The organism is Leifsonia sp. RCC_180 (assembly GCF_058138205.1).
In genome coordinates this window covers 1,596,204-1,614,934 of sequence record NZ_CP200340.1, presented here as the reverse complement: position 1 = coordinate 1,614,934, position 18,731 = coordinate 1,596,204, and the positions used below count along the sequence as shown (strand labels likewise).

Sequence of the window (18,731 nt, the reverse complement as noted above, 5' to 3'; positions counted from 1 at the left end):
GATCAGCCGGTCACGAGGCGCGCCTCGAACTCCGGGTAGGACTGATCGAGTTCGCCCGCGAGCGGCGCGAGTACGGCGGCGGCGGACCACGCCGTGGCCCGGCGCAGCAGGGCGGCGGGGTCGTCGGCCCCGGCGGCGAGCAGGGAGGCGACCGCCGCGACCGCGGCATCCCCGGCCCCGGTGGCGTTGCCGGTCAGCGGCTCGGGCAGCCGTGCATGCAGGGGCTCGCCCGAGCGCGGAACGGCGAGCATCCCCTCGGCGCCGAGCGACACGAGCACGAGCCCCGCGCCGAGGTCGAGCAGGGCGCGGGCACCCTCGACGGGGTCGTCGTCTCCGGTCGTCTCAGCGAGCTCGCGGCGATTGGGTTTCACGACGGAGGCCCCGGCCTCGGCCGCCAGAACGAGCGCCGCTCCGACCGCGTCGATGACGCTGGGCAGTCCGCGTGCTTCGGCGGCGGCCACGAGCCGGGCGTAGAAGTCGTCCGGCGCCTCCGGGGGCAGACTGCCCGAGCCGACGACGCACGCCGCGGGAACGACGAGCCGGACGACGGCGTCGTCCAGCGCGGTCCACTCCGCGGCGGTGAGGGCATGCCCGGTCTCGTTGATCACCGTCGTCTCGCCGGTGGTCGCGTCGACGATCGCGACACTGCTGCGCGTCTCCGCCCCCACCGGGACGAGTTCGGACGGCAGCCCAGCGGACTCCAGCTCGTCGGCCAGCCGCAGACCCGCTGGGCCACCCGCGGTGGTCAGCGCGAACGCATGCCCGGCGGTCTGCGCGATGACCCGGGCGACGTTGAGGCCCTTGCCGCCGGCGCGCACGGCCGGGGGAGCGGCGCGATGCGTCTCGCCCGGCAGCAGGGCCGGGACGCGGTAGGTGAGGTCGAGAGCCGGGTTCGGCGTGACGGTGAGAATCATGTCGCCGCCTCGGCATCCATCGCGCGAGTGGATGCGGTGAGCGCGAGCAGATCGCGCGCCCGGAGCGCCGCCCCGATCACTCCAGCGTTCTCGCCGATGCTCGCCGGCAGCAGCAGGGGCCGCCGGTGGAACGTGAGGATGCCGTCCAGCTTCTTTGCGAGTGGCTCGAACAGCGCGGGGCCGGCCTGCGCCAGTCCGCCGCCGATGACCACGGCTTCCGGTGCGAGCAGCGCGACGGTGTGCGAGAGGTCGAGCGCGAGCGCGTCGAGCGCCGAGTCCCAGACGTGCGCGGCGACCGGATCACCGGCCTCCGCCCGGGCGAGCACCTCGCGCGCCCCTGGCAGGCCGGCGCCGGTCGCGGCGTTGTACCGGCGGGCGATCGCCGCGGCCGAGGCGACCGCCTCGAGGCAGCCGATTCCCCCGCAGGCGCAGAGCGGTCCGTCGGCGACCCGGGAGTGGCCCATCTCGCCGGCCAGACCGCCACCCGCGTAGAGGCGGCCGTCGAGAAAGATCGCCCCGGCGATGCCGGTGCCGATCACCATCACGACGACGTCGCGGTAAGGCGCCGCCGCGCCGAGCCGGTGCTCCGCCTCGCCCGCGCCGCGGACGTCGTGGCTGAACGAGACCGGCATCCCGAGCACCTCCGCCGCGCGGTCGCGGAACGGGAAGTCGTGCCAGCCCAGGTTCTCGGCGAAGATGCCGATCCCGGCGTCGTCATCCACATGGCCCGGAACCAGCAGGCCCGCTGCCCCCGGCACGATCTCCGGGTGCTCCGCGCGGAACTGCGCGGCCAGCTCGCCGAGTGCGACCACCACCGCCTCGCCCGTGGCTGCCCCGGCATGCGGCGTCGGGATGCGCACCACGCTCGCCAGCCGGCCCTCGGCGTCCACGAGCGCCGCCTTGGTGTCGGTGCCGCCGACGTCGAACGCCAGCACCGGCTCGCCCGCCCCCAGCGGGGCGGCGGCCGGTGACCGGTACGCGGGGTCTGCGCTCACGGATTCTGCGCTCACGGGGTTGATACTCACGGGGTCCGGCTTCACGAGGGGAGGATGACCGATCGGGTCAGGTTGCGCGGGCTGTCCGGGTCGAGGCCCGCACGGCGGGCACGCGCCAGCGCCACCCGCTGCGCGCGGACCAGGTCGGCCATGCCGTCGATGGGGCGGTCCTCGAAGCGTGCACCGGTGACCGCGAGGTCGCCGGCGAGGCCCGTGGGTGCTTCGCCGAGCATCCAGGTCACGCGACCCGGGGCCGCGATCGCGATCGGTCCGTGCCGGTACTCCTTGGCCGGGTACGACTCGGTCCAGGACTGCGAGGCCTCGCGCATCTTGAGCGCCGCCTCGTGCGCGAGGCCGATCGTCCATCCGGCGCCGAGGAACGCGTACTGCTCGGCGGCGATGAGTTCGTCGTCGAGTTCCTCCTCGATGGCGGCTGCCGCCTGGTCGATGGCGGGGGAGAGGTCGTGACCGAGGGAGGCGCGGACGAGCGCGAGCGCAGTGGTCGCGAAGCGGGTCTGCACCACCGACCGCTCGTCGGCGAACGGCAGGCGGATGGCCGTGTCGACCAGGTCGATCAGCGGCGTCTCCGGGTCGCCCACGATGCCGATGGTCCGCGCGGCGTTGCCGGTCGAGCGCATCCCGTCGAGCAGTTCGAGCACCTCTGTGGTGGTGCCCGAGCGGGTGATCGCGACGACCGCATCGTACCCACGGTCGACGAACGCCTCGGAGGCGGCGAAGGCGTCGGTGACCCCGTGGCCCGCGCTCTCGCGGAGCGCCGCATACGACTGCGCCATGAACCATGAGGTGCCGCAGCCGACGACGGCGATGCGCTCGCCGGCGCCGGGCAGTAGGGACTGCTCCTCGCGCAAGTGCGCGGCGGTCGCCCAGGTCTGCGGCTGCGACCGCAGCTCGGCCTCCATATGGGCTCCGGCGGTGGGTGCGTGCGTCACTGATCGCTCCTGTTCGGCTCTTCGCGGCTGAGTGCGCGCATCTCTGAGCTCAATGATCGCTGATGATCGATCCCTCTGTCCAGTGATCATGTTCAATCGTTTCTGACCCGGGATGCGGAGTGCGCAGCGTCCCGTGTAAACCCCATGTAACGATCTTGCGCCCGCTCCTTGACGCGGGGAGGCGGACGCGCCATGATTTCGAACATCCAATGAGTGCAAGTGCTTGTTTCTTCGCGAAACAAATCACTAAGCATCAACAGCTACGCATCGTCGCGCAGGGCGCCATCAGCAGTGACGGTTCGTGTTCTTTCCAAGAAGTGAGGAAGTCAATGAAGAAGTCACTGCGGTGGGGTGCTGCGATTGCGACCGCGGCTCTGGCCACCACGACGCTCGCCTCCTGCGGCTTCAGCGGCGGGTCCGGAGGCTCGTCCGGCGGCGCGCAATCGCTCGACCTGATGGTGGCGAGCTACTCGGACAACACCAAGTCCGAATGGCAGCAGATCATCAAGGACTTCGAGGCCAAGAACAGCGACATCAAAGTCAACCTCGACGTCGAATCCTGGACCGACATCAACAACGTCATCAAGACGCGCATCCAGGCTCAGAAGCAGCCGGACATCCTGAACATCGACGCGTTCGCCGGCTTCGCCGCCGACGACCTGCTCTACCCGGCCAAGGACATCGTCTCCCCGGCCACGCTGAACGACTTCCAGGACGCCTTCAAGAAGAACGCGAGCATCGACGGCACCCAGTACGGCCTGCCGTTCATCGCCTCGGCCCGCGCGCTGTTCTACAACAAGGACGACTTCAGCAAGGCCGGCATCTCGGCCCCGCCGAAGACCTGGGCCGAGTTCGAGGAGGACGCGGCCAAGCTCAAGGCAGCCGGCGTCACCCCCTACGGCATGCCGCTCGGAAGCGAGGAGGCGCAGGCCGAGACCGCGCTCTGGTTCTACGGGGCAGGCGGCGGCTACGGGGATGCCAAGAAGCTGACGATCGACAGCCCCGACAACGTCGCAGGCGCCACGGAGATGAAGAAGATCATCGACCAGGGCTACACCCAGCCGAACCCCGGTTCGACGAACCGCACGCCGCTGCTGAACGTCTTCATCCAGGGCCAGCTCGGCATGCAGGTGGGCCTCCCGCCGACAGTCGGACAGCTCAAGGACAAGAACCCGTCGCTGCAGTACGGCATCGCGCCGATCCCCACCAAGGACGGCTCGGCGTTCACGCTGGGCGTCGCCGACCACCTGATGGCCTTCAAGAACAAGACGGACAAGACCGCCTCGATCAAGAAGTTCCTCGACTACTTCTACTCGAAGGACGTCTACACCAAGTGGGTCAAGGCGGAGGGCTTCCTGCCCACCACCAAGTCGGGCGCCGACGTGATGGGCTCGGATGAGTCCATCAAGCCGTTCCTCGACCTGCTGCCGAACGCGAAGTTCTACCCGTCCACCAACCCGAACTGGTCGGCGGCGCAGGGCGCCATCCAGAGCCAGATCGGTCAGCTCGGTCAGGGTGCAAAGCCGGAAGAGCTGCTGAAGTCCATCCAGGCGAAGGCCGACGGCCAGTAGTCCGGATGACCAGCACCACTGAAGCGACCCGCGCGGGGGCGGCCACCGGCCGTCCCCGCGGCGGGGCGTCCCCCAAGCCCCGCGGCGGATCGTCCGACCTCTGGCACGCCGTGCCGTGGACGCTGCCCGCCCTCATCCTGATCTTCGGAGTCGTGCTGTTCCCGGCCGGCTACATGATCTACAACTCCACCCGGAAGATCTCGCTCGCCGGCGTCGATCACGGATCGGTCGGCTTGAAGAACTACCTCACGGTGCTCTCCCGCCCGGAGCTCCCGGGCATCCTGGTGAACACGCTTGTGTGGGTCGTCTCGGTCGTCGTGATCACGGTCGTCGTGTCGCTCGCCCTCGCGCAGTTCCTGAACAGGAACTTCCCCGGGCGGCGCTGGGTGCGGATGGCGATCATCGTCCCATGGGCCGCGAGCGTCGTGATGACCACGACCGTCTTCGTGTACGGGCTCGACCCGTTCTACGGCATCATCAACAAGTTCCTGGTCGACATCCACGTGCTCGCCGAGCCGTTCGGCTTCACCAAGGAGCCCATCCCGGCGTTCATCTCCTCTATCGGGATCGCGGTGTTCGTCTCCCTGCCGTTCACGACCTACACGATCCTGGCCGGGCTCGCCGGTATCCCGGGCGACATGCTCGAGGCGGCGAAGATGGATGGGGCCAGCGCCAGCCGCTCCTACTTCAGCGTGACGCTGCCGAACCTGCGCAACGCCATCGCACTGGCGGCGCTGATCAACATCATCAACGTGTTCAACTCGCTCCCCATCCTGAAACTCATGACGGGGTCGATCCCCGGCTACAAGGCCGACACCACCACCACGTACGTGTTCAAGCTGTTGCAGAACGAGCAGCGCATCGACCTCTCGAGCGCGCTCAGCGTGATCAACTTCCTGATCGTGCTCGTGGTCGTGGGCATCTACCTGTGGGTGGTCAAGCCGATGAAGGAGGTCTCGTGACCGCGCCGGCCCCGACTCTGATCGCTGGAGCGCCGAAGGCGCGCAGCCGCCGCCCCCGCGAGTCCGCGTTCACCTGGCGCACCGCCGGGAAGATGCTCGCCGGGCTGGTCATCGCCCTGGTCTTCATCGCGCCGTACCTGATCATGCTGGTCGGCTCGTTCAAGAGCAGGAACAACATCCTCGCGGTGCCGCCGACCTACCTGCCCGAGCAGTGGCATCCCGAGAACTACCTCACGATGTGGTCGACGCCGGAGACCCCTCTGCCGTACAACCTCATCTCGACCATCGTGATCTCCGTGTTCGCGACGGCGCTGGTGCTGCTTGTGTGCGTGCCGGCGGCGTATTACACAGCGCGGTTCCGCTTCCCGGGCCGAGGAATCTTCCTCTTCCTCGTGATCGTCACCCAGATGCTCCAGCCCACGGTGCTCGCCACGGGCCTCTTCAAGGAGATGGTGGCGCTCGGGATCAACGACACGTGGCTGGCGATGATCCTCGTGAACGCGGCGTTCAACCTCGCGTTCGCGATCTGGATCATGCACAGCTTCTTCGCCGGTGTGCCCAAGGAGGTCGACGAGGCGGCACAGCTGGACGGTGCGGGCAAGTGGACGGTCCTCTTCCGCGTGCAGCTGCCGCTGGTCTGGCCAGGGATCGTCACCGCGATCATCTACACGTTCGTGGCGTCGTGGAACGAGTTCGCGGCGAGCCTGGTGATCCTGTCGACGGATGCGAACCAGCCGCTGTCGGTGGCGCTCACCAAGTTCGTCGGGCAGTACGACGCGGCGTGGCAATACGTGTTCGCGGTGTCGGTGGTCGCAGTGATCCCCGTCGTCATCCTGTTCATGCTCATCGAGAAGCGGCTGGTCGGCGGGCTCACCGCCGGCAGCGTGAAGTAGCTCCCCGGGAGCCGGCTACTCGAGAAAGGCCAGGCGGGAGGCGCCGCTCGTGTGGCGCGATGCGGTCGCCTCCCGCCGGATGAGGACATTCTCAGGCCCGCGTCAACCGCTGCCCGGGGCCGATCGTCGGCGGTAGCATCCTGAAGGCGAATCATGGACGGCTACCGGACGGGACGATGACAGCGGGCACCACGACTACGAGGCGACCGGAGCTGACGGGAGCCCCCCTCGGCGTACCCCGCAGGCTCCGCATCGCCGGGCGCGAGGTGCCCTGGTGGGCCGCCGTGCTCATCCTGTACGCCGTCTCGCGGGTCCTGACCACGATGCTGATGCTGGCGATGTTCCTCGCTGCGACGCTCGGGCACTGGGACTTCGCGAGCCCGAGCATGAACCCCACCTTCTTCACGTTCTCCGGATCCTGGGACGGCGCCTACTACAGCCAGATCGTCGAGCAGGGATACCCGACCTCGCTGCCCCTCGACAGCGACGGCGCGGTGCAGCAGAATCCCTGGGCGTTCCTCCCGCTGTACCCGATGGTCGTGCGGGTCGTGATGCTGCTGACCGGGATGAGCTTCTATCCGGCCGGCTTCGCGGTGGCGATGGCCTTCGGAGCGGCGGCGAGCGTCGTTCTGTTCCGGTTGGTCGCCGCTCGGGCCGGTGTCTCCAGTGCCTTCTGGGCGACCGCGTTTTTCTGCTTCGGACCGCTCTCGTTCGTGCTGCAGATCGCCTACGCCGAGAGCATGTTCTTCTTCCTGATGTTCGCCGCGCTGCTGATGATGATCCAGCGCCGGCACTGGCTCATGCTGCCCGTTGGCGTGGCCGCCGCGTTCACCCGGCCGGGGGAGCTCGCACTGCCGCTCGCCCTCGCGATCGTGTTCATCGTCCGTACCGTTCGATCGCGGAGGGGCGGCGACGGGTTCCTTCCCCGGGAGCGACTCGCCATCATCGTGACGGGTGGGATCCTGGCGCTGGCGGGACTCTCGTGGCCGATCATCGCGGCAGCGGTGACGGGCACCGGCGACGCCTATCTCAGTACCGAGCTGTCATGGTGGACCGGGTTCATCGGCAACGTGGCGTTCATCCCGCTCACGCCGTGGTTCCTGCTCAGCTGGCGCTACCTCAGCATCCTCGGGGCGCTCATCGTGATCGCGATCGTCGCCGGCTTCACGTGGGTCGTGACGCGGCCGTCGGTCCGTGCGCTCGGGACGGAGATGGTCGCTTTCGCCGTGAGCTACGGGCTGTACCTGTTCGCGGTGTTCCTGCCGCAGCAGAGCACCTTCCGCCTGCTGCTGCCGCTCTCGCCGCTGGCGGGCGCCCGTGGGCTGACGCGCAACCGGCGGGCACGTAAAGCGGCGCTGATCACGTGCGTGGCGCTTCAGCCTGTCGCGATCGTGCTGCTGTGGTTCATCGGGTACCCGTGAGCCGGGCTTCCTGAATTCTGGTCAGCCGACGCGCTCCGGCCAGGAGACCTCCGGCACCCGCCGATAACGGGTCCCCGCCGCATCCCAGTGCTCCGCCAGCCGGGCGACGCGCTCCGCGAACTCGTCGATGTCGCGGGCCGCCTCCACCGGCTCGGTGTCCGCAGGAGCCGGCGACCACCCGATCTCGGCGATGGCTGCGAGCCGCGGGAACACCATCTCCTCCACCTCCTCGATGGTGGCGACCGTCTCGGTCCACAGTGGGGCTTCGACGCCCAGGATGTGCGCATCGCCCACCCCGGGGACGATGCGAGCGGGGTCCCACACCAAGGCGTTCCTCAGAGTCGTGGGGCCGCCGGTCCAGTCCTGGCCGATCGGGTCCCCCTCCTCGTACACGATGTCGAGGTAGGAGACGTCGGACGGCGACATGATCAGCGAGCCGCCGCCGCGGACGAAGGTCAGCGCGAGCTCGGCGGCACGGCCGCGCGGGGTGGTGAAGTCCCAGTACTGGCCGACCGTGCCCACGGGCAGCCGGCCGGCCTTGCCGAGCTCGTGCCAGCCGACCGGCGTCTTGCCGTTCTCCTGCACGACCGCGGCGGCGTCCTCCACGAACGCGATGAAGTCCGCGGGCGGCGTGCTCAGGCACTCGTCGCCGCCGAGGTGCAGGAGGGGACCAGGGGTGAGCGCGGCAACCTCGCGCACGACGTCGCGGACGAAGCGCTCCGTGAGCTCGTCCCCGGTCCGGAGGGTGCTGAACCCGACGTCGGAGCCCGTGTAGAGGGCGGGCGCCACGCCGTCGGCATTGAGTTCCGCGTACGACGCGAGCGCCGCGTTCGTGTGCCCGGGCATGTCGATCTCGGGGACGACGGTGACGTGCCGTTCGGCCGCGTACGCGACGATGTCGCGGAACTCGTCCTGCGTGTAGAACCCGCCACGGCTGCCGTCGCTGCCGGTCGAGCCGCCGATGCGCGTCAGCTCTGGCCACGACTCGATGTGGATGCGCCAACCCTGGTCGTCCGTCAGATGCAGGTGCAGGTGGTTCACCTTGAGCAGCACGATCGCATCCACGAACCGCTTCACCTCGTCGGGCGTGAAGAAGTGCCGGGCGACATCCAGCATCGCCCCTCGGTAATCGAAGCGCGGGTGGTCGTGGATGCGGACGGGCTCGATGCTGAGCGCCTCGCCGTCACAGGCGGCGGGAAGCAGCTGGCGGAGCGTCTGCACGCCCCAGAACGCGCCGGCTTCCGTCGCCGCGCCGATGCGGACGCCCTCGGCGGAGACCTCCAGGGTGTAGCCCTCCTCGCTGTCCGAGCCGTCCTCGTGCGGACCCTCGCCCGGCGCGATCACGATGGCGATGTCGCCGAACTCGGGCGGCTCGTCGACGATGGCAGGCGCGCGACCGCAGTCGGCGGCGAGTTCGGCGCGGAGGAGGCGGGCCACGGCATCCGCTCCGGGACCTGCGACGCTGATGCGCCCGGACGGGCGGAGGACGAACGGCGACGCGTCATGCGGTTCGACGCGGACAGGACGGGGCACGACCACGCTGGGGCTCCTCAGTCGTCAGGGGGTGCGGAACGGCCGGCACCCGCCCGCCCCGTCGGTCGGCCACAGTGAGTATTGCAGGGGTCCTAACTTATCGGCAAGGGTTCCGCGCAGTGCGGCCTTTGCTATGCTTGCCCACGTCGCGACTGGCGCTCAGATGGTCACCATCGGGGAGCGACACGGTACCTCGAAAACACGGATGGATGCGGCCGCGCGCCTGGGTCGCTACGCAATTGGTCCATCCCTGTACGAAGGAGCCGGCAATGACCGATACCCTCCCCTCGACCTTCACCGCCCCCCTGGCGGAGGTCGACCCCGAGATCGCGGAGGTACTGCAGCTCGAGCTCGGTCGCCAGCGCGACTACCTCGAGATGATCGCCTCCGAGAACTTCGTGCCGCGTGCCGTTCTCGAAGCGGTCGGCTCGGTGCTCACCAACAAGTACGCGGAGGGCTACCCCGGCCGTCGCTACTACGGCGGCTGCGAGTACGTCGACATCGCCGAGCAGCTGGCGATCGACCGGGCGAAGGCCCTCTTCGGCGCGGAGTACGCGAACGTGCAGCCGCACTCCGGTGCGTCCGCGAACGCCGCAGTGCTCTCCGCCATCGCGACGCCCGGCGACACCATCCTGGGCCTGGAGCTGTCGCACGGCGGCCACCTCACCCACGGCATGAAGCTGAACTTCTCGGGCAAGCTCTACAACGCCGTCTCGTACGGCGTCGACCCGGAGACCTTCCTCGTCGACATGAACGTCGTGCGTGACAAGGCCCTCGAGCACAAGCCGCAGGTCATCATCGCGGGCTGGTCGGCCTACCCGCGCCAGCTCGACTTCGCCGCCTTCCGCGAGATCGCGGATGAGGTCGGCGCCAAGCTCTGGGTCGACATGGCCCACTTCGCCGGTCTCGTCGCCGCAGGCCTGCACCCGTCGCCCGTGCCGTACGCGGACGTGGTCAGCTCGACCGTCCACAAGACCATCGGCGGCCCGCGCTCCGGTTTCATCGTGAGCCGCGACATGGAGCTTGCGAAGAAGCTCAACTCGAACGTGTTCCCCGGCCAGCAGGGCGGCCCGCTCATGCACGTCATCGCCGCCAAGGCCACCGCGTTCAAGCTGGCGGCGACCGATGAGTTCAAGGACCGCCAGGAGCGCACCATCCGTGGCGCGCAGCTCCTCGCGTCGCGCCTGACCGCCGAGGACTCCCGGGCGGCCGGCGTGGATGTGCTCACCGGCGGCACCGACGTGCACCTGGTGCTCGCCGACCTCCGCACGTCGGAGCTCGACGGCCAGCAGGCCGAGGACGTGCTGCACGAGGTCGGTATCACGGTGAACCGCAATGCGGTGCCGTTCGACCCTCGCCCGCCGATGGTGACCTCCGGCCTCCGCATCGGCACCCCGGCGCTCGCGACGCGCGGCTTCGGCGACACGGAGTTCACCGAGGTGGCCGACATCATCGCGCTCGCGCTGCGTCCCGGCGCCGACACCCGGGCCCTGCGCGCCCGGGTTGACGCCCTCACCGCCGCCTTCCCGCTCTACCCCGGCCTGACGGCCTCCGGCCAGCAGGGCTTCCCCGTCGAGCTTCCCTCCTCGATCTAGCCCCCAAGCCAACAGCTCCTGAGTTTTTCGGGCGATTCACGCCGTTCGAGGCGAAAAACTCAGGAGCCGGCGGCGTCGTTCTGCGGAAGGTGCGAACGTGACGGCACGGATTCTGGACGGAAAAGCGACCGCCGCCGAGATCAAGGCGGAGCTGAAAGAGCGGGTCAGCGCGCTGCGTGAGCGCGGCGTCGTCCCCGGGCTCGGAACGATCCTCGTCGGCGACGACCCTGCCTCGCAGTGGTACGTCGCGGGCAAGCACCGCGACTGCGCCGAGGTGGGCATCGCCTCCCTTCGCCGCGACCTGCCCGCCGATATCTCCCAGACCGAGTTGGAGGGGGCGGTGGAGGAGCTCAACGAAGACGCCGACTGTACCGGCTTCATCGTCCAGTTGCCGCTGCCCGGACACCTCGACACCGACGCCATCCTCGAGTTGGTGGACCCGGCGAAGGATGCGGACGGGCTCCACCCGACGAACCTCGGCCGCCTCGTGCTCAACGCGAACCGCCCGATCACCTCGCCGCTGCCGTGCACGCCGCGGGGCATCATCGAACTGCTGTTGCGGCATGACATCGACATCCGCGGCACGGAGGTCGTGGTCGTCGGGCGCGGCGTCACCGTGGGTCGGTCGATCGGGGCCCTGCTCACCCGCCGCGAGTTCAACGCCACCGTCACCCTCACGCACACCGGGACGCGCGACCTCGACGTCCACTTGCGCCGGGCCGACATCATCGTGGCCGCCGCCGGAGTCGCCGGGCTGGTGACTGCGGATCAGGTGAAGCCGGGCGCGGTCGTCGTCGACGTGGGCGTCAGCCGCATCGAGGATCCGGTCACCGGCAAGAGCGTCGTCGCGGGTGACGTCGCGCCCGAGGTCGCCGAGGTGGCGTCGTGGATCTCGCCCAACCCGGGCGGAGTCGGCCCGATGACCCGGGCGCTGCTCCTGCAGAATGTGGTCGAGGCGGCGGAGAGGGGACTGCGGTGAGCGAAGCGGCGGACGAGCGGAAAGAGGCAGCAGAGCGGACGCATCCTGCCGTCGAGCGCGTGGAGGCGGCCCTGCTCGCGGCCGGTGTCGAGCCGCGCGTGCGCTGGTTCGAGACGGCGACCCCGACGGCTGCCGCTGCCGCGGCCGAACTGGGCATCGAGGTCGGCGCGATCGCGAACTCCCTGGTCTTCACGCTCGACGGCGAGCCGCTTCTCGTCATGACCTCCGGAGCCCACCGCGTGGACACCGCGTTCCTCGGCGAACGCCTCGGCGGTCGCATCCGCCGTGCCGACGCCGAGACGGTGAAGGCGGCGACCGGCCAGACCATCGGCGGCGTCGCGCCGGTCGGGCATCCCGCGCCGCTTCGCACGGTGGTGGATGTGGCGCTCGCCGGCTACCCGGAAGTCTGGGCGGCCGCCGGCCACGCCCACACCGTCTTCCCGACGACGTTCGAGGAGCTGGTCCGCCTCACCGGCGGCGACCCCAGCCCTGTCGAGCCCTAGCGGCCCACTCTTAGCGGTCGACTCCTAGCGGTCGAGCACGACGACGAAGCGCTTGCGCTCGACGCGCTCGCCCGGCTCGCCCCGGAGGTCGTCGAGCGCCGAGCGCACCCGATCGAGGATCGCCGGTCGCAGGGGGAGGGGCGCCTCATCCGGCTGGTCGACGGTGCCCGCCGGGTAGTCGAAGCCCGTCGTCGACAGCTCGATGTGCGCTCCGCGCAGCTCGCGCACCGGCGCGGGTGGGTCGTCGCGGAAGCGGATGAGCCGGTCGATGGTCGCCCGGAACTGGACGAGGTCCCGCACGTATAGCCGCGCAGGGAGCACCGTGTCGCCGGTGAACAGGATGCCCGTCCGCCGGTCGAAGAAGACCACAGCGGACGGCTCGTGGCCGGGGCCGCCGATCACATCGATGACCCGGCGCCCCAGATCGAAAGCGACCGACTCGTCCGGCCACGCGCGGAAGCCGAAGAACCCGATGACCTCGGCGGGACTCGTGCCGACGATCGTCGTCCCGGGCCGGTCCCGCAGCAGCGGGTCGCCGGCGATGTGGTCGCCGTGCGCGTGCGAGTGCGCCACCACCAGGGGATAGGGCCGGGTGAACACCACGGGATTGCGACGCAGCCAGTCCGCGATCAGCCCCTCCACCGTCGCGCGGAGCGGGAACACGGCCTCATCGGCCGTCGCGCCGGTGTCGATGAGGAGCGCCCGCTCCCGCCCGAACAGCAGGTACAGGAAGGGCGCCTCCCAGTGGGATGCCTTCGGCTGCCGCACCTGGACGGTGTCCGCATCCAGCCACTCGATGACCGGGTCGTTCACGCGCTGTCCCTTCACGCGTCACAGTCTGCCGCGTGCCGGTGACGCGCGGGTGAACGGGTTTCGGCGAGGCCGGCCGCGGCCCGGTTCAGCTCTCGCGGCGCGCGCCCTCCGACGGCCGGACCGTGAACACGTCCGGCGCCCCGAACCCGTGTTCCGCGAACGCGCCGTCGAGTGCCACCTGCACCCGGCTCAGCGCGTCGGAAGGAACGAGGGCGATCGCCGAGCCGCCGAAGCCGCCGCCGGTCATCCGCGCGCCGATGGCTCCGTTCGCCTGTGCCGTCTCGACGGCGAGGTCGAGCTCCGGGACGGAGATCTCGAAGTCGTCGCGCATGGACGCGTGGGAGGCGTCGAGCAGCTCGCCGATCGCGGCCGGTCCCTGCTCCCGCAGCGTGCGAACCGTGTCGAGCACCCGCTGGTCCTCCGTGACGATGTGGCGGACGCGCCGGAACGTCACGTCGTCGAGCAGGTCGCGCGCGGTGTCGAGGTCGGCGACCGAGACATCCCGGAGCGCTTCGACGCCGAGGATGCGGGCGCCCTTCTCGCAGGACGCGCGGCGGTCGGCGTATCCGCCGGTCGCGTGGGAGTGCTCCACGCCCGTGTCGATGATGAGGATCTCGAGGCCGGCGGCTTCCAGCCCCAGCGGCACGACCTCGGAGTCGAGCGAGCGGCAATCGAGGAAGACGGCGGCGTCGGCCTCGCCGAGAAGGGAGGCGGACTGGTCCATGATCCCGGTGGGCGCACCGACGGCGACGTTCTCGGCGCGCTGGCCGACGCGGGCGAGCGTGCGACGGTCGAGTCCGAGCCGCCACAGTTCGTTGAGGGCGACCGCGACGGCGCTCTCGATGGCGGCCGACGACGACAGGCCTGCGCCGACGGGCACATTCGAGTCGATGAGGATGTCGACGCCCGGGACGGCGCCGAGGTCGGCGCCGAACTCGCGCAGTGCCCAGGCCACACCCAGCGGATACGCCGACCAGCCGCTGAGGCTGTCGGATCGGAGGTCGTCGAGGGACACCTCCACGAGCTCGTCGGCGAAGGTGCTGCCGACCCGGATGACCCGGTCGTCCCGAGCGCCGACGGCGGCGACGGTGCGCCGGTTGATGGCGAAGGGCAGCACGAAGCCGAGGTTGTAGTCGGTGTGCTCGCCGATCAGGTTGACGCGGCCGGGCGCCGACCAGACGCCGTCGGGCTCGTGGCCGAACACCTCGGCGAAGTCGTCGCGGACGCCGGTGCGCAGGTCGGTCATCGGTGAGCCTCTCGGTCTGTGGTGGGGGCGGTGACGAGTCCCGACACCGCGACGGGCAGCTCGCCGACCGGGCTGTCCCGGTCGGCCCGGGCGACGGCCTCCCGGAGGGCTGCAGCAGCCTGCTCCGGCGGGATGTCGCCGACCCACGCGCCCATGGCGGCCTCGGAGCCGGCCAGGAACTTCAGCTTATCCGCGCCGCGCCGGGGCGAGGTCAGCTGCAGCATCAGCCGGATCTCGTCCCGGCGGACGCCGACGGGCGCCTGATGCCAGGCGGCGATGTACGGCGTGGGGGAGTCGTACAGCGCATCCACCCCGCGCAGCACCCTCAGATAGAAGGTCGCCAGTTCGTCCCGCTCCGCATCGTTCGTCTCGGCGAGGTCGGCGACGTGCCGGTGCGGCAGGACGTGGATCTCGATGGGCCAGCGCGCAGCGAACGGTACGAACGCCGTCCAGTGCTCGCCCGCGAGTACGACGCGGTCGGATGCCCGCTCGCGCTCCAGGATGTCGGCGAAAAGCGTCGGCCCGTAGGAGTCGAGCGAGCGGATGAGGGCGGAGGTGCGCGGTGTGATGTAGGGGTACGCGTAGATCTGCCCGTGCGGGTGGTGCAGCGTCACGCCGATGGCCTCGCCGCGGTTCTCGAACGGGAACACCTGACGCACGCCCGGCAGGGCGGAGAGCGCGGTGGTGCGGTCGGCCCAGGCCTCGATCACGGTGCGTGCGCGGGAGGGGGTGAGGCTGCCGAACGCGCCGGCGGTCGCGGGGCTGAAGCAGACGACCTCGCACCGCCCGACCGAGGTGCGGGTGCGCTCCAGCCCGACCTGAGCCAGGTCGTCCGCGCCTTCGGGCGCGTTGCCGTCTTCGAGCAGCGGACCGAACGACGGCGACTTGTTCTCGAACACCGCGACGTCGTACAGGTCGGGGATCTCGGAGGGATTGGATGGCGTGGCCGGCGCGAGCGGGTCGAGCTCGGCGGGCGGCAGCATCACGCGGTTCTGACGGGCTGCCGCGATGGAGACCCATTCGCCGGTGAGGGGATCTTGCCGCATGGTGGCGGTCGCTGGACGCGGCGACGGCTCCCGCAGGTCCGGCTTGCGCTCGGGGACCAGCGTCGTGTCGGCGTCGTCGTAGTAGATGAGGTCCCGGCCGTCGGAGAGACGGGTGGGACGCTTCGTGATCGCGGCCATCAGATCCTTTCGATTCCGAAAGTCAGAATACGCAATCGCTTCTGTATTGACAAGAATTCGGAAGCCCTCCAGCATGAGGATATGAGCGAACCTCTGCCCGCCGCTCTCCGCCGCGAACGCATGCTCGAACTGATCGGGCGTTCCGGGTTCGCGCGCGTGGCCGACCTCAGCGAGGCGTTCCAGGTCTCCGACGTCACGGTCCGCAGCGACCTCGACGCGCTCGACCGCGAGAACAGCATCCGGCGGGTGCACGGTGGCGCGATGCTGCGAACAGCCGGGATGCGCGAGCCGAGCTTCGAAGAGGCCCTGCAGGCGTCCGCCGACGAGAAGCGCCGGATCGGCCAGGCCGCAGCCGCGATGGTCGCGCCCGGCAGCAGCGTCCTGCTCGACGTCGGCACCACGACCGCCGCGATCGCGCGCGCTCTCGTCGAGCGCGACGACCTGGAGCAGGTGACCGTCATCACCAACGGCCTGACGATCGCGCTCGAACTGGAGCGCGCCATCCCGAGGTTCGAGGTCGTCGTGACGGGAGGGACGCTCCGTCCGCTCCAACACTCGCTGGTCGAGCCGCTCGCCGCCGTGCTGCTGGAACGGGTGCACGCCGACGTGGCGTTCATCGGGTGCACGGGCGTCGATCCCTCTGGCGGAATCACCAACGTCAACCTGCCGGAGGCCGACCTCAAGCGGGTCATGGTGCGCTCGGCGGAGCGGGCCGTGGTCGTCGCCGACGGCACGAAGCTCGGCCGTACGCACCTGGGCCGGATCGCCGCCGTGGATGAGGTGGCCGAGCTGATCACGGGCGAGTCGGCGCCGCGGGCTGCTGTCGACGCCCTCCGCGAAGCCGGACTCCCGGTGGTCGTCGCCTGAGGCCTAACCTGGTTCCATGCGACCCGCGACCGGTGAACAGTACGAACTCGACTTCGGCGACCTGAGCGCCACCATCGTGCAGGTGGGGGCGGGGATCCGCTCGCTCCGTTTCGGCGAATCCGACCTGACCGAGCCCTATCCCGCCGAGGAGCAGCCGCCATCGGCGTGCGGGATCGTGCTCGTCCCGTGGCCGAACCGGGTGGCCGACGGACGCTGGGTGCACGAGGGACAGCCGCGCCAGCTCGACCTGACAGAGCCGGCGAAACGCAACGCGATCCACGGCCTGCTGCGGCGGCGGCCCTACGAGCTGGTGGAGCGTACCGACTCGGTGGTGACGCAGGCGGCCACGATCTACCCGGAGCCGGGGTACCCGTTCCTGCTCGACACCGCGGTGACCCACGAACTGCACACCGAGGGGCTGCAGGTCAGCCACGTCGTGACGAACGTGGGCGACGAAGCCGCGCCGGTGGCCGTGGGAGCGCATCCCTACCTCCGGATCGCCGACGTGCCGCCCGAGCAGCTCACCGTGACCGTCGCGGCGCGCACCCGCTTCGAGGTGGATGCGCGCAGCAACGTCACCGACGAGCTCCCGGTGGAGGGCACGCCGTTCGACCTCTCCGGCGGTCGCCGCGTCAGCGACCTGGACCTCGACACCGGTTTCGCCGAGTTGCCCGCCGGGCCGGTGGAGCATGTGCTCGCCGCGGACGACGGCCGGCAGGTCGTGCTGTGGGGCGACGAGGCCTTCCGCTACGTGCAGGTCTTCACGCATCGGTCATTCGCCACGAAGCCGGACGGCGTCGCGCTCGCGATCGAGCCGATGACCGCTCCGGCGGACGCCTTCAACTCCGGTCGTGGCCTGCGCTGGCTGGCGCCGGGCGAGACCTGGACCGTGAGCTGGGGGATCCGTCCGGAGGGGTTCGGCGGCGAGGCCTACTTGGCGAGCTGGGGGTAGAGCGCCCGGACGTCCTCGTGCAGCCGCGACTTGACGTGCTTCGCGGTGTCGCCGACGATCGCCTCGGCTCCGCCGTCCGCCACGGTGTCGAGCGCCTCGTCGACGACCTGGCGCGGCGGCACCTTCTCGGCCGAGACGTCGGCCGCCATGTCGGTGTCGACGTAGCCGACGTGCACGCCGACGACCTGGATGCCCGCCGGCGCCAGCTCCACGCGCGCGGAGTTGCTGGCCGACCAGAGAGCGGCCTTGGTCGCGCTATAGGAGCCGACGGCGAGCCAGCTGAGGGCGGAGTGCATGTTCACGATTGCGCCGCCTCCGTTCGCTTCGAGCACCGGGGCGAAGGCGCGGGTGAGGAGCACGGGACCCCAGAAGTTCGTGTCGAACTCGCGGTGGATCGCATCCAAGTCGCCGGTGACGAGCGACTCGCCGGAGGCGATCCCGGCGTTGTTGACGAGGATGGTGACGTCGCCAGCGGTCTCCGCGGCACGGCGGATGCTGTCCGCGTCGGTCACGTCGAGCGCCAGCGGAACGACGCGCGGGTCGTCGGAGGCGACGGTCTCGAGGCGCCTGGCCGCGGCGTAGACCTTGGTCGCTCCGCGCTCTAGGAGGGCCGCGACGAAGGCGGCGCCGAGGCCGCGGTTGGCGCCGGTGACGAGGGCGACGCGTCCGGTGATGTCGGTCATGGGGATTCCTTCCAAAAAGTACACCGATCGGTGTACGAGCAATGTACACAGATCGGTTTACTTTTCGCAAGCCCTTCCGTAGAATCGCTTCGTGACCATCCCGCAGACCCTACCCAGGCCGAAGCCCCGCGAGCGCGTGCTGGCTGCGGCGGCCGAGCTGTTCGTCCGAGAGGGCGTCAACGCGGTCGGGGTGGATCGTCTCGCGCAGGAGGCGGAGGTCTCGAAGCGCTCGATCTACCAGCACTTCGACGGCAAGGACGACATCGTCGCCGCCATGCTGACCGAGTACGGGCCGCGCGTCGTGGCCGGATACTTCGCCGGAGACGATGACGGCACACCGCGCGAGCGCACCCTCCACGTCTTCGAGGCGCTGCACGAGGCCGCGCAGGTCGCCGACTTCTTCGGTTGCCCTTTCGTCAACGTGGCCACCGAGCTGCGCGACCGCGAGCATCCCGCCGCCGTCGTCGCCCGCCACTTCAAGGAGGAGCTGACCTCCTACTTCGAGCGCCAGGCGGTCGCCGCGGGCGCCGTGGATGCGCACATCCTCGCCATCCAGCTCACCCTGTTGTTCGACGGTGCGTCCGCCAGCGCCGCCATGCGCGGGGGGACGCCGGAGGCGGCACGCCTCGCGGCCGAGCAGTTGTTCGACGCGGCGGTCGCCCGCGCCTGA

18 protein-coding genes and 1 riboswitch are annotated in these 18,731 nt (G+C 70.1%); of the genes, 10 read left to right on the top strand and 8 right to left on the bottom strand.

Translation table 11 applies throughout. The features are described from left to right. Positions 1–2: 2 nt before the first annotated feature. From AB7E03_RS07995 to AB7E03_RS07985, 3 genes are all read right to left on the bottom strand, one after another. A complete protein-coding gene (locus tag AB7E03_RS07995; RefSeq protein ID WP_489940825.1) occupies positions 3–914 on the bottom strand; it encodes a 1-phosphofructokinase family hexose kinase in 912 nt (303 codons plus the stop codon). Beyond that, positions 911–1,849, bottom strand: coding sequence for an ROK family protein (locus AB7E03_RS07990; RefSeq protein WP_489942883.1), 939 nt, complete (start codon positions 1,847–1,849; stop codon positions 911–913). Before AB7E03_RS07990 ends, AB7E03_RS07995 begins: the two co-directional genes overlap by 4 nt. Positions 1,850–1,950: 101 nt before the next feature. Then, positions 1,951–2,829, bottom strand: a complete 879-nt coding sequence (locus AB7E03_RS07985; protein ID WP_489942882.1) for an SIS domain-containing protein — start codon at positions 2,827–2,829, stop codon at positions 1,951–1,953. A 359-nt stretch (positions 2,830–3,188) separates the two neighbouring features. Here AB7E03_RS07985 and AB7E03_RS07980 point away from each other — a divergent pair, with 359 nt between their 5' ends. The 4 genes from AB7E03_RS07980 to AB7E03_RS07965 all read left to right on the top strand — a co-directional run bounded on the left by AB7E03_RS07980 (position 3,189) and on the right by AB7E03_RS07965 (position 7,706). Beyond that, positions 3,189–4,430 (top strand): extracellular solute-binding protein, encoded by a 1,242-nt coding sequence (locus AB7E03_RS07980; protein WP_489940823.1) that lies wholly within the window; start codon positions 3,189–3,191, stop codon positions 4,428–4,430. A 5-nt stretch (positions 4,431–4,435) separates the two neighbouring features. Beyond that, positions 4,436–5,392 (top strand): carbohydrate ABC transporter permease, encoded by a 957-nt coding sequence (locus AB7E03_RS07975; protein WP_489940821.1) that lies wholly within the window; start codon positions 4,436–4,438, stop codon positions 5,390–5,392. Continuing rightward, positions 5,389–6,285, top strand: a complete 897-nt coding sequence (locus tag AB7E03_RS07970) for a carbohydrate ABC transporter permease (protein ID WP_441781449.1) — start codon at positions 5,389–5,391, stop codon at positions 6,283–6,285. Before AB7E03_RS07975 ends, AB7E03_RS07970 begins: the two co-directional genes overlap by 4 nt. A gap of 176 nt (positions 6,286–6,461) precedes the next feature. Then, the gene (locus AB7E03_RS07965) at positions 6,462–7,706 is read left to right on the top strand and encodes a glycosyltransferase family protein (RefSeq protein ID WP_489940819.1); all 1,245 of its coding nucleotides are present in this window, start codon (positions 6,462–6,464) and stop codon (positions 7,704–7,706) included. 21 nt (positions 7,707–7,727) lie between these two features. On the opposite strand, the gene AB7E03_RS07960 is transcribed toward AB7E03_RS07965, so the two are convergent. Further along, a complete protein-coding gene (locus AB7E03_RS07960; protein ID WP_489940817.1) occupies positions 7,728–9,245 on the bottom strand; it encodes a beta-N-acetylhexosaminidase in 1,518 nt (505 codons plus the stop codon). A gap of 132 nt (positions 9,246–9,377) precedes the next feature. Then, a riboswitch (ZMP/ZTP riboswitch) is annotated at positions 9,378–9,475 on the top strand. Between the two features lie 33 nt (positions 9,476–9,508). Between AB7E03_RS07960 and glyA the strand changes: the two genes are divergently transcribed. From glyA to AB7E03_RS07945, 3 genes are all read left to right on the top strand, one after another. After that, positions 9,509–10,834 (top strand): serine hydroxymethyltransferase, encoded by a 1,326-nt coding sequence (glyA, locus tag AB7E03_RS07955; protein WP_489940815.1) that lies wholly within the window; start codon positions 9,509–9,511, stop codon positions 10,832–10,834. Positions 10,835–10,931: 97 nt separating this feature from the next. Then, on the top strand, positions 10,932–11,813 hold the full coding sequence (locus tag AB7E03_RS07950; protein WP_489940813.1) for a bifunctional methylenetetrahydrofolate dehydrogenase/methenyltetrahydrofolate cyclohydrolase: 882 nt from the start codon (positions 10,932–10,934) through the stop codon (positions 11,811–11,813). Beyond that, the gene (locus AB7E03_RS07945; RefSeq protein ID WP_489940811.1) at positions 11,810–12,316 is read left to right on the top strand and encodes a YbaK/EbsC family protein; all 507 of its coding nucleotides are present in this window, start codon (positions 11,810–11,812) and stop codon (positions 12,314–12,316) included. Before AB7E03_RS07950 ends, AB7E03_RS07945 begins: the two co-directional genes overlap by 4 nt. 24 nt (positions 12,317–12,340) lie before the next feature. On the opposite strand, the gene AB7E03_RS07940 is transcribed toward AB7E03_RS07945, so the two are convergent. The 3 genes from AB7E03_RS07940 to galT form a co-directional block, all read right to left on the bottom strand. Further along, positions 12,341–13,144: an MBL fold metallo-hydrolase gene (locus AB7E03_RS07940; RefSeq protein WP_489940809.1), complete on the bottom strand. Its 804-nt coding sequence runs from the start codon at positions 13,142–13,144 to the stop codon at positions 12,341–12,343. A gap of 70 nt (positions 13,145–13,214) precedes the next feature. Further along, the gene (galK, locus tag AB7E03_RS07935) at positions 13,215–14,375 is read right to left on the bottom strand and encodes a galactokinase (protein WP_489940807.1); all 1,161 of its coding nucleotides are present in this window, start codon (positions 14,373–14,375) and stop codon (positions 13,215–13,217) included. Continuing rightward, positions 14,372–15,559 carry a galactose-1-phosphate uridylyltransferase gene (gene galT, locus AB7E03_RS07930; RefSeq protein WP_489940805.1) on the bottom strand — a complete coding sequence of 396 codons (1,188 nt, stop codon included), beginning with the start codon at positions 15,557–15,559 and terminating at the stop codon, positions 14,372–14,374. The genes galK and galT overlap by 4 nt, the downstream gene beginning before the upstream one ends. An 81-nt stretch (positions 15,560–15,640) precedes the next feature. Between galT and AB7E03_RS07925 the strand changes: the two genes are divergently transcribed. Then, positions 15,641–16,426 carry a DeoR/GlpR family DNA-binding transcription regulator gene (locus AB7E03_RS07925; protein ID WP_489940803.1) on the top strand — a complete coding sequence of 262 codons (786 nt, stop codon included), beginning with the start codon at positions 15,641–15,643 and terminating at the stop codon, positions 16,424–16,426. A 16-nt stretch (positions 16,427–16,442) separates the two neighbouring features. After that, positions 16,443–17,378 carry an aldose 1-epimerase family protein gene (locus tag AB7E03_RS07920; protein ID WP_489940801.1) on the top strand — a complete coding sequence of 312 codons (936 nt, stop codon included), beginning with the start codon at positions 16,443–16,445 and terminating at the stop codon, positions 17,376–17,378. Here the strand turns inward: AB7E03_RS07920 and AB7E03_RS07915 are convergent. Next, positions 17,357–18,061, bottom strand: a complete 705-nt coding sequence (locus AB7E03_RS07915; protein ID WP_489940799.1) for an SDR family oxidoreductase — start codon at positions 18,059–18,061, stop codon at positions 17,357–17,359. The genes AB7E03_RS07920 and AB7E03_RS07915 overlap by 22 nt on opposite strands. 91 nt (positions 18,062–18,152) lie before the next feature. On the opposite strand from AB7E03_RS07915, the gene AB7E03_RS07910 reads away from it, so the two are divergent. After that, positions 18,153–18,731, top strand: coding sequence for a TetR/AcrR family transcriptional regulator (locus AB7E03_RS07910; protein ID WP_489940797.1), 579 nt, complete (start codon positions 18,153–18,155; stop codon positions 18,729–18,731).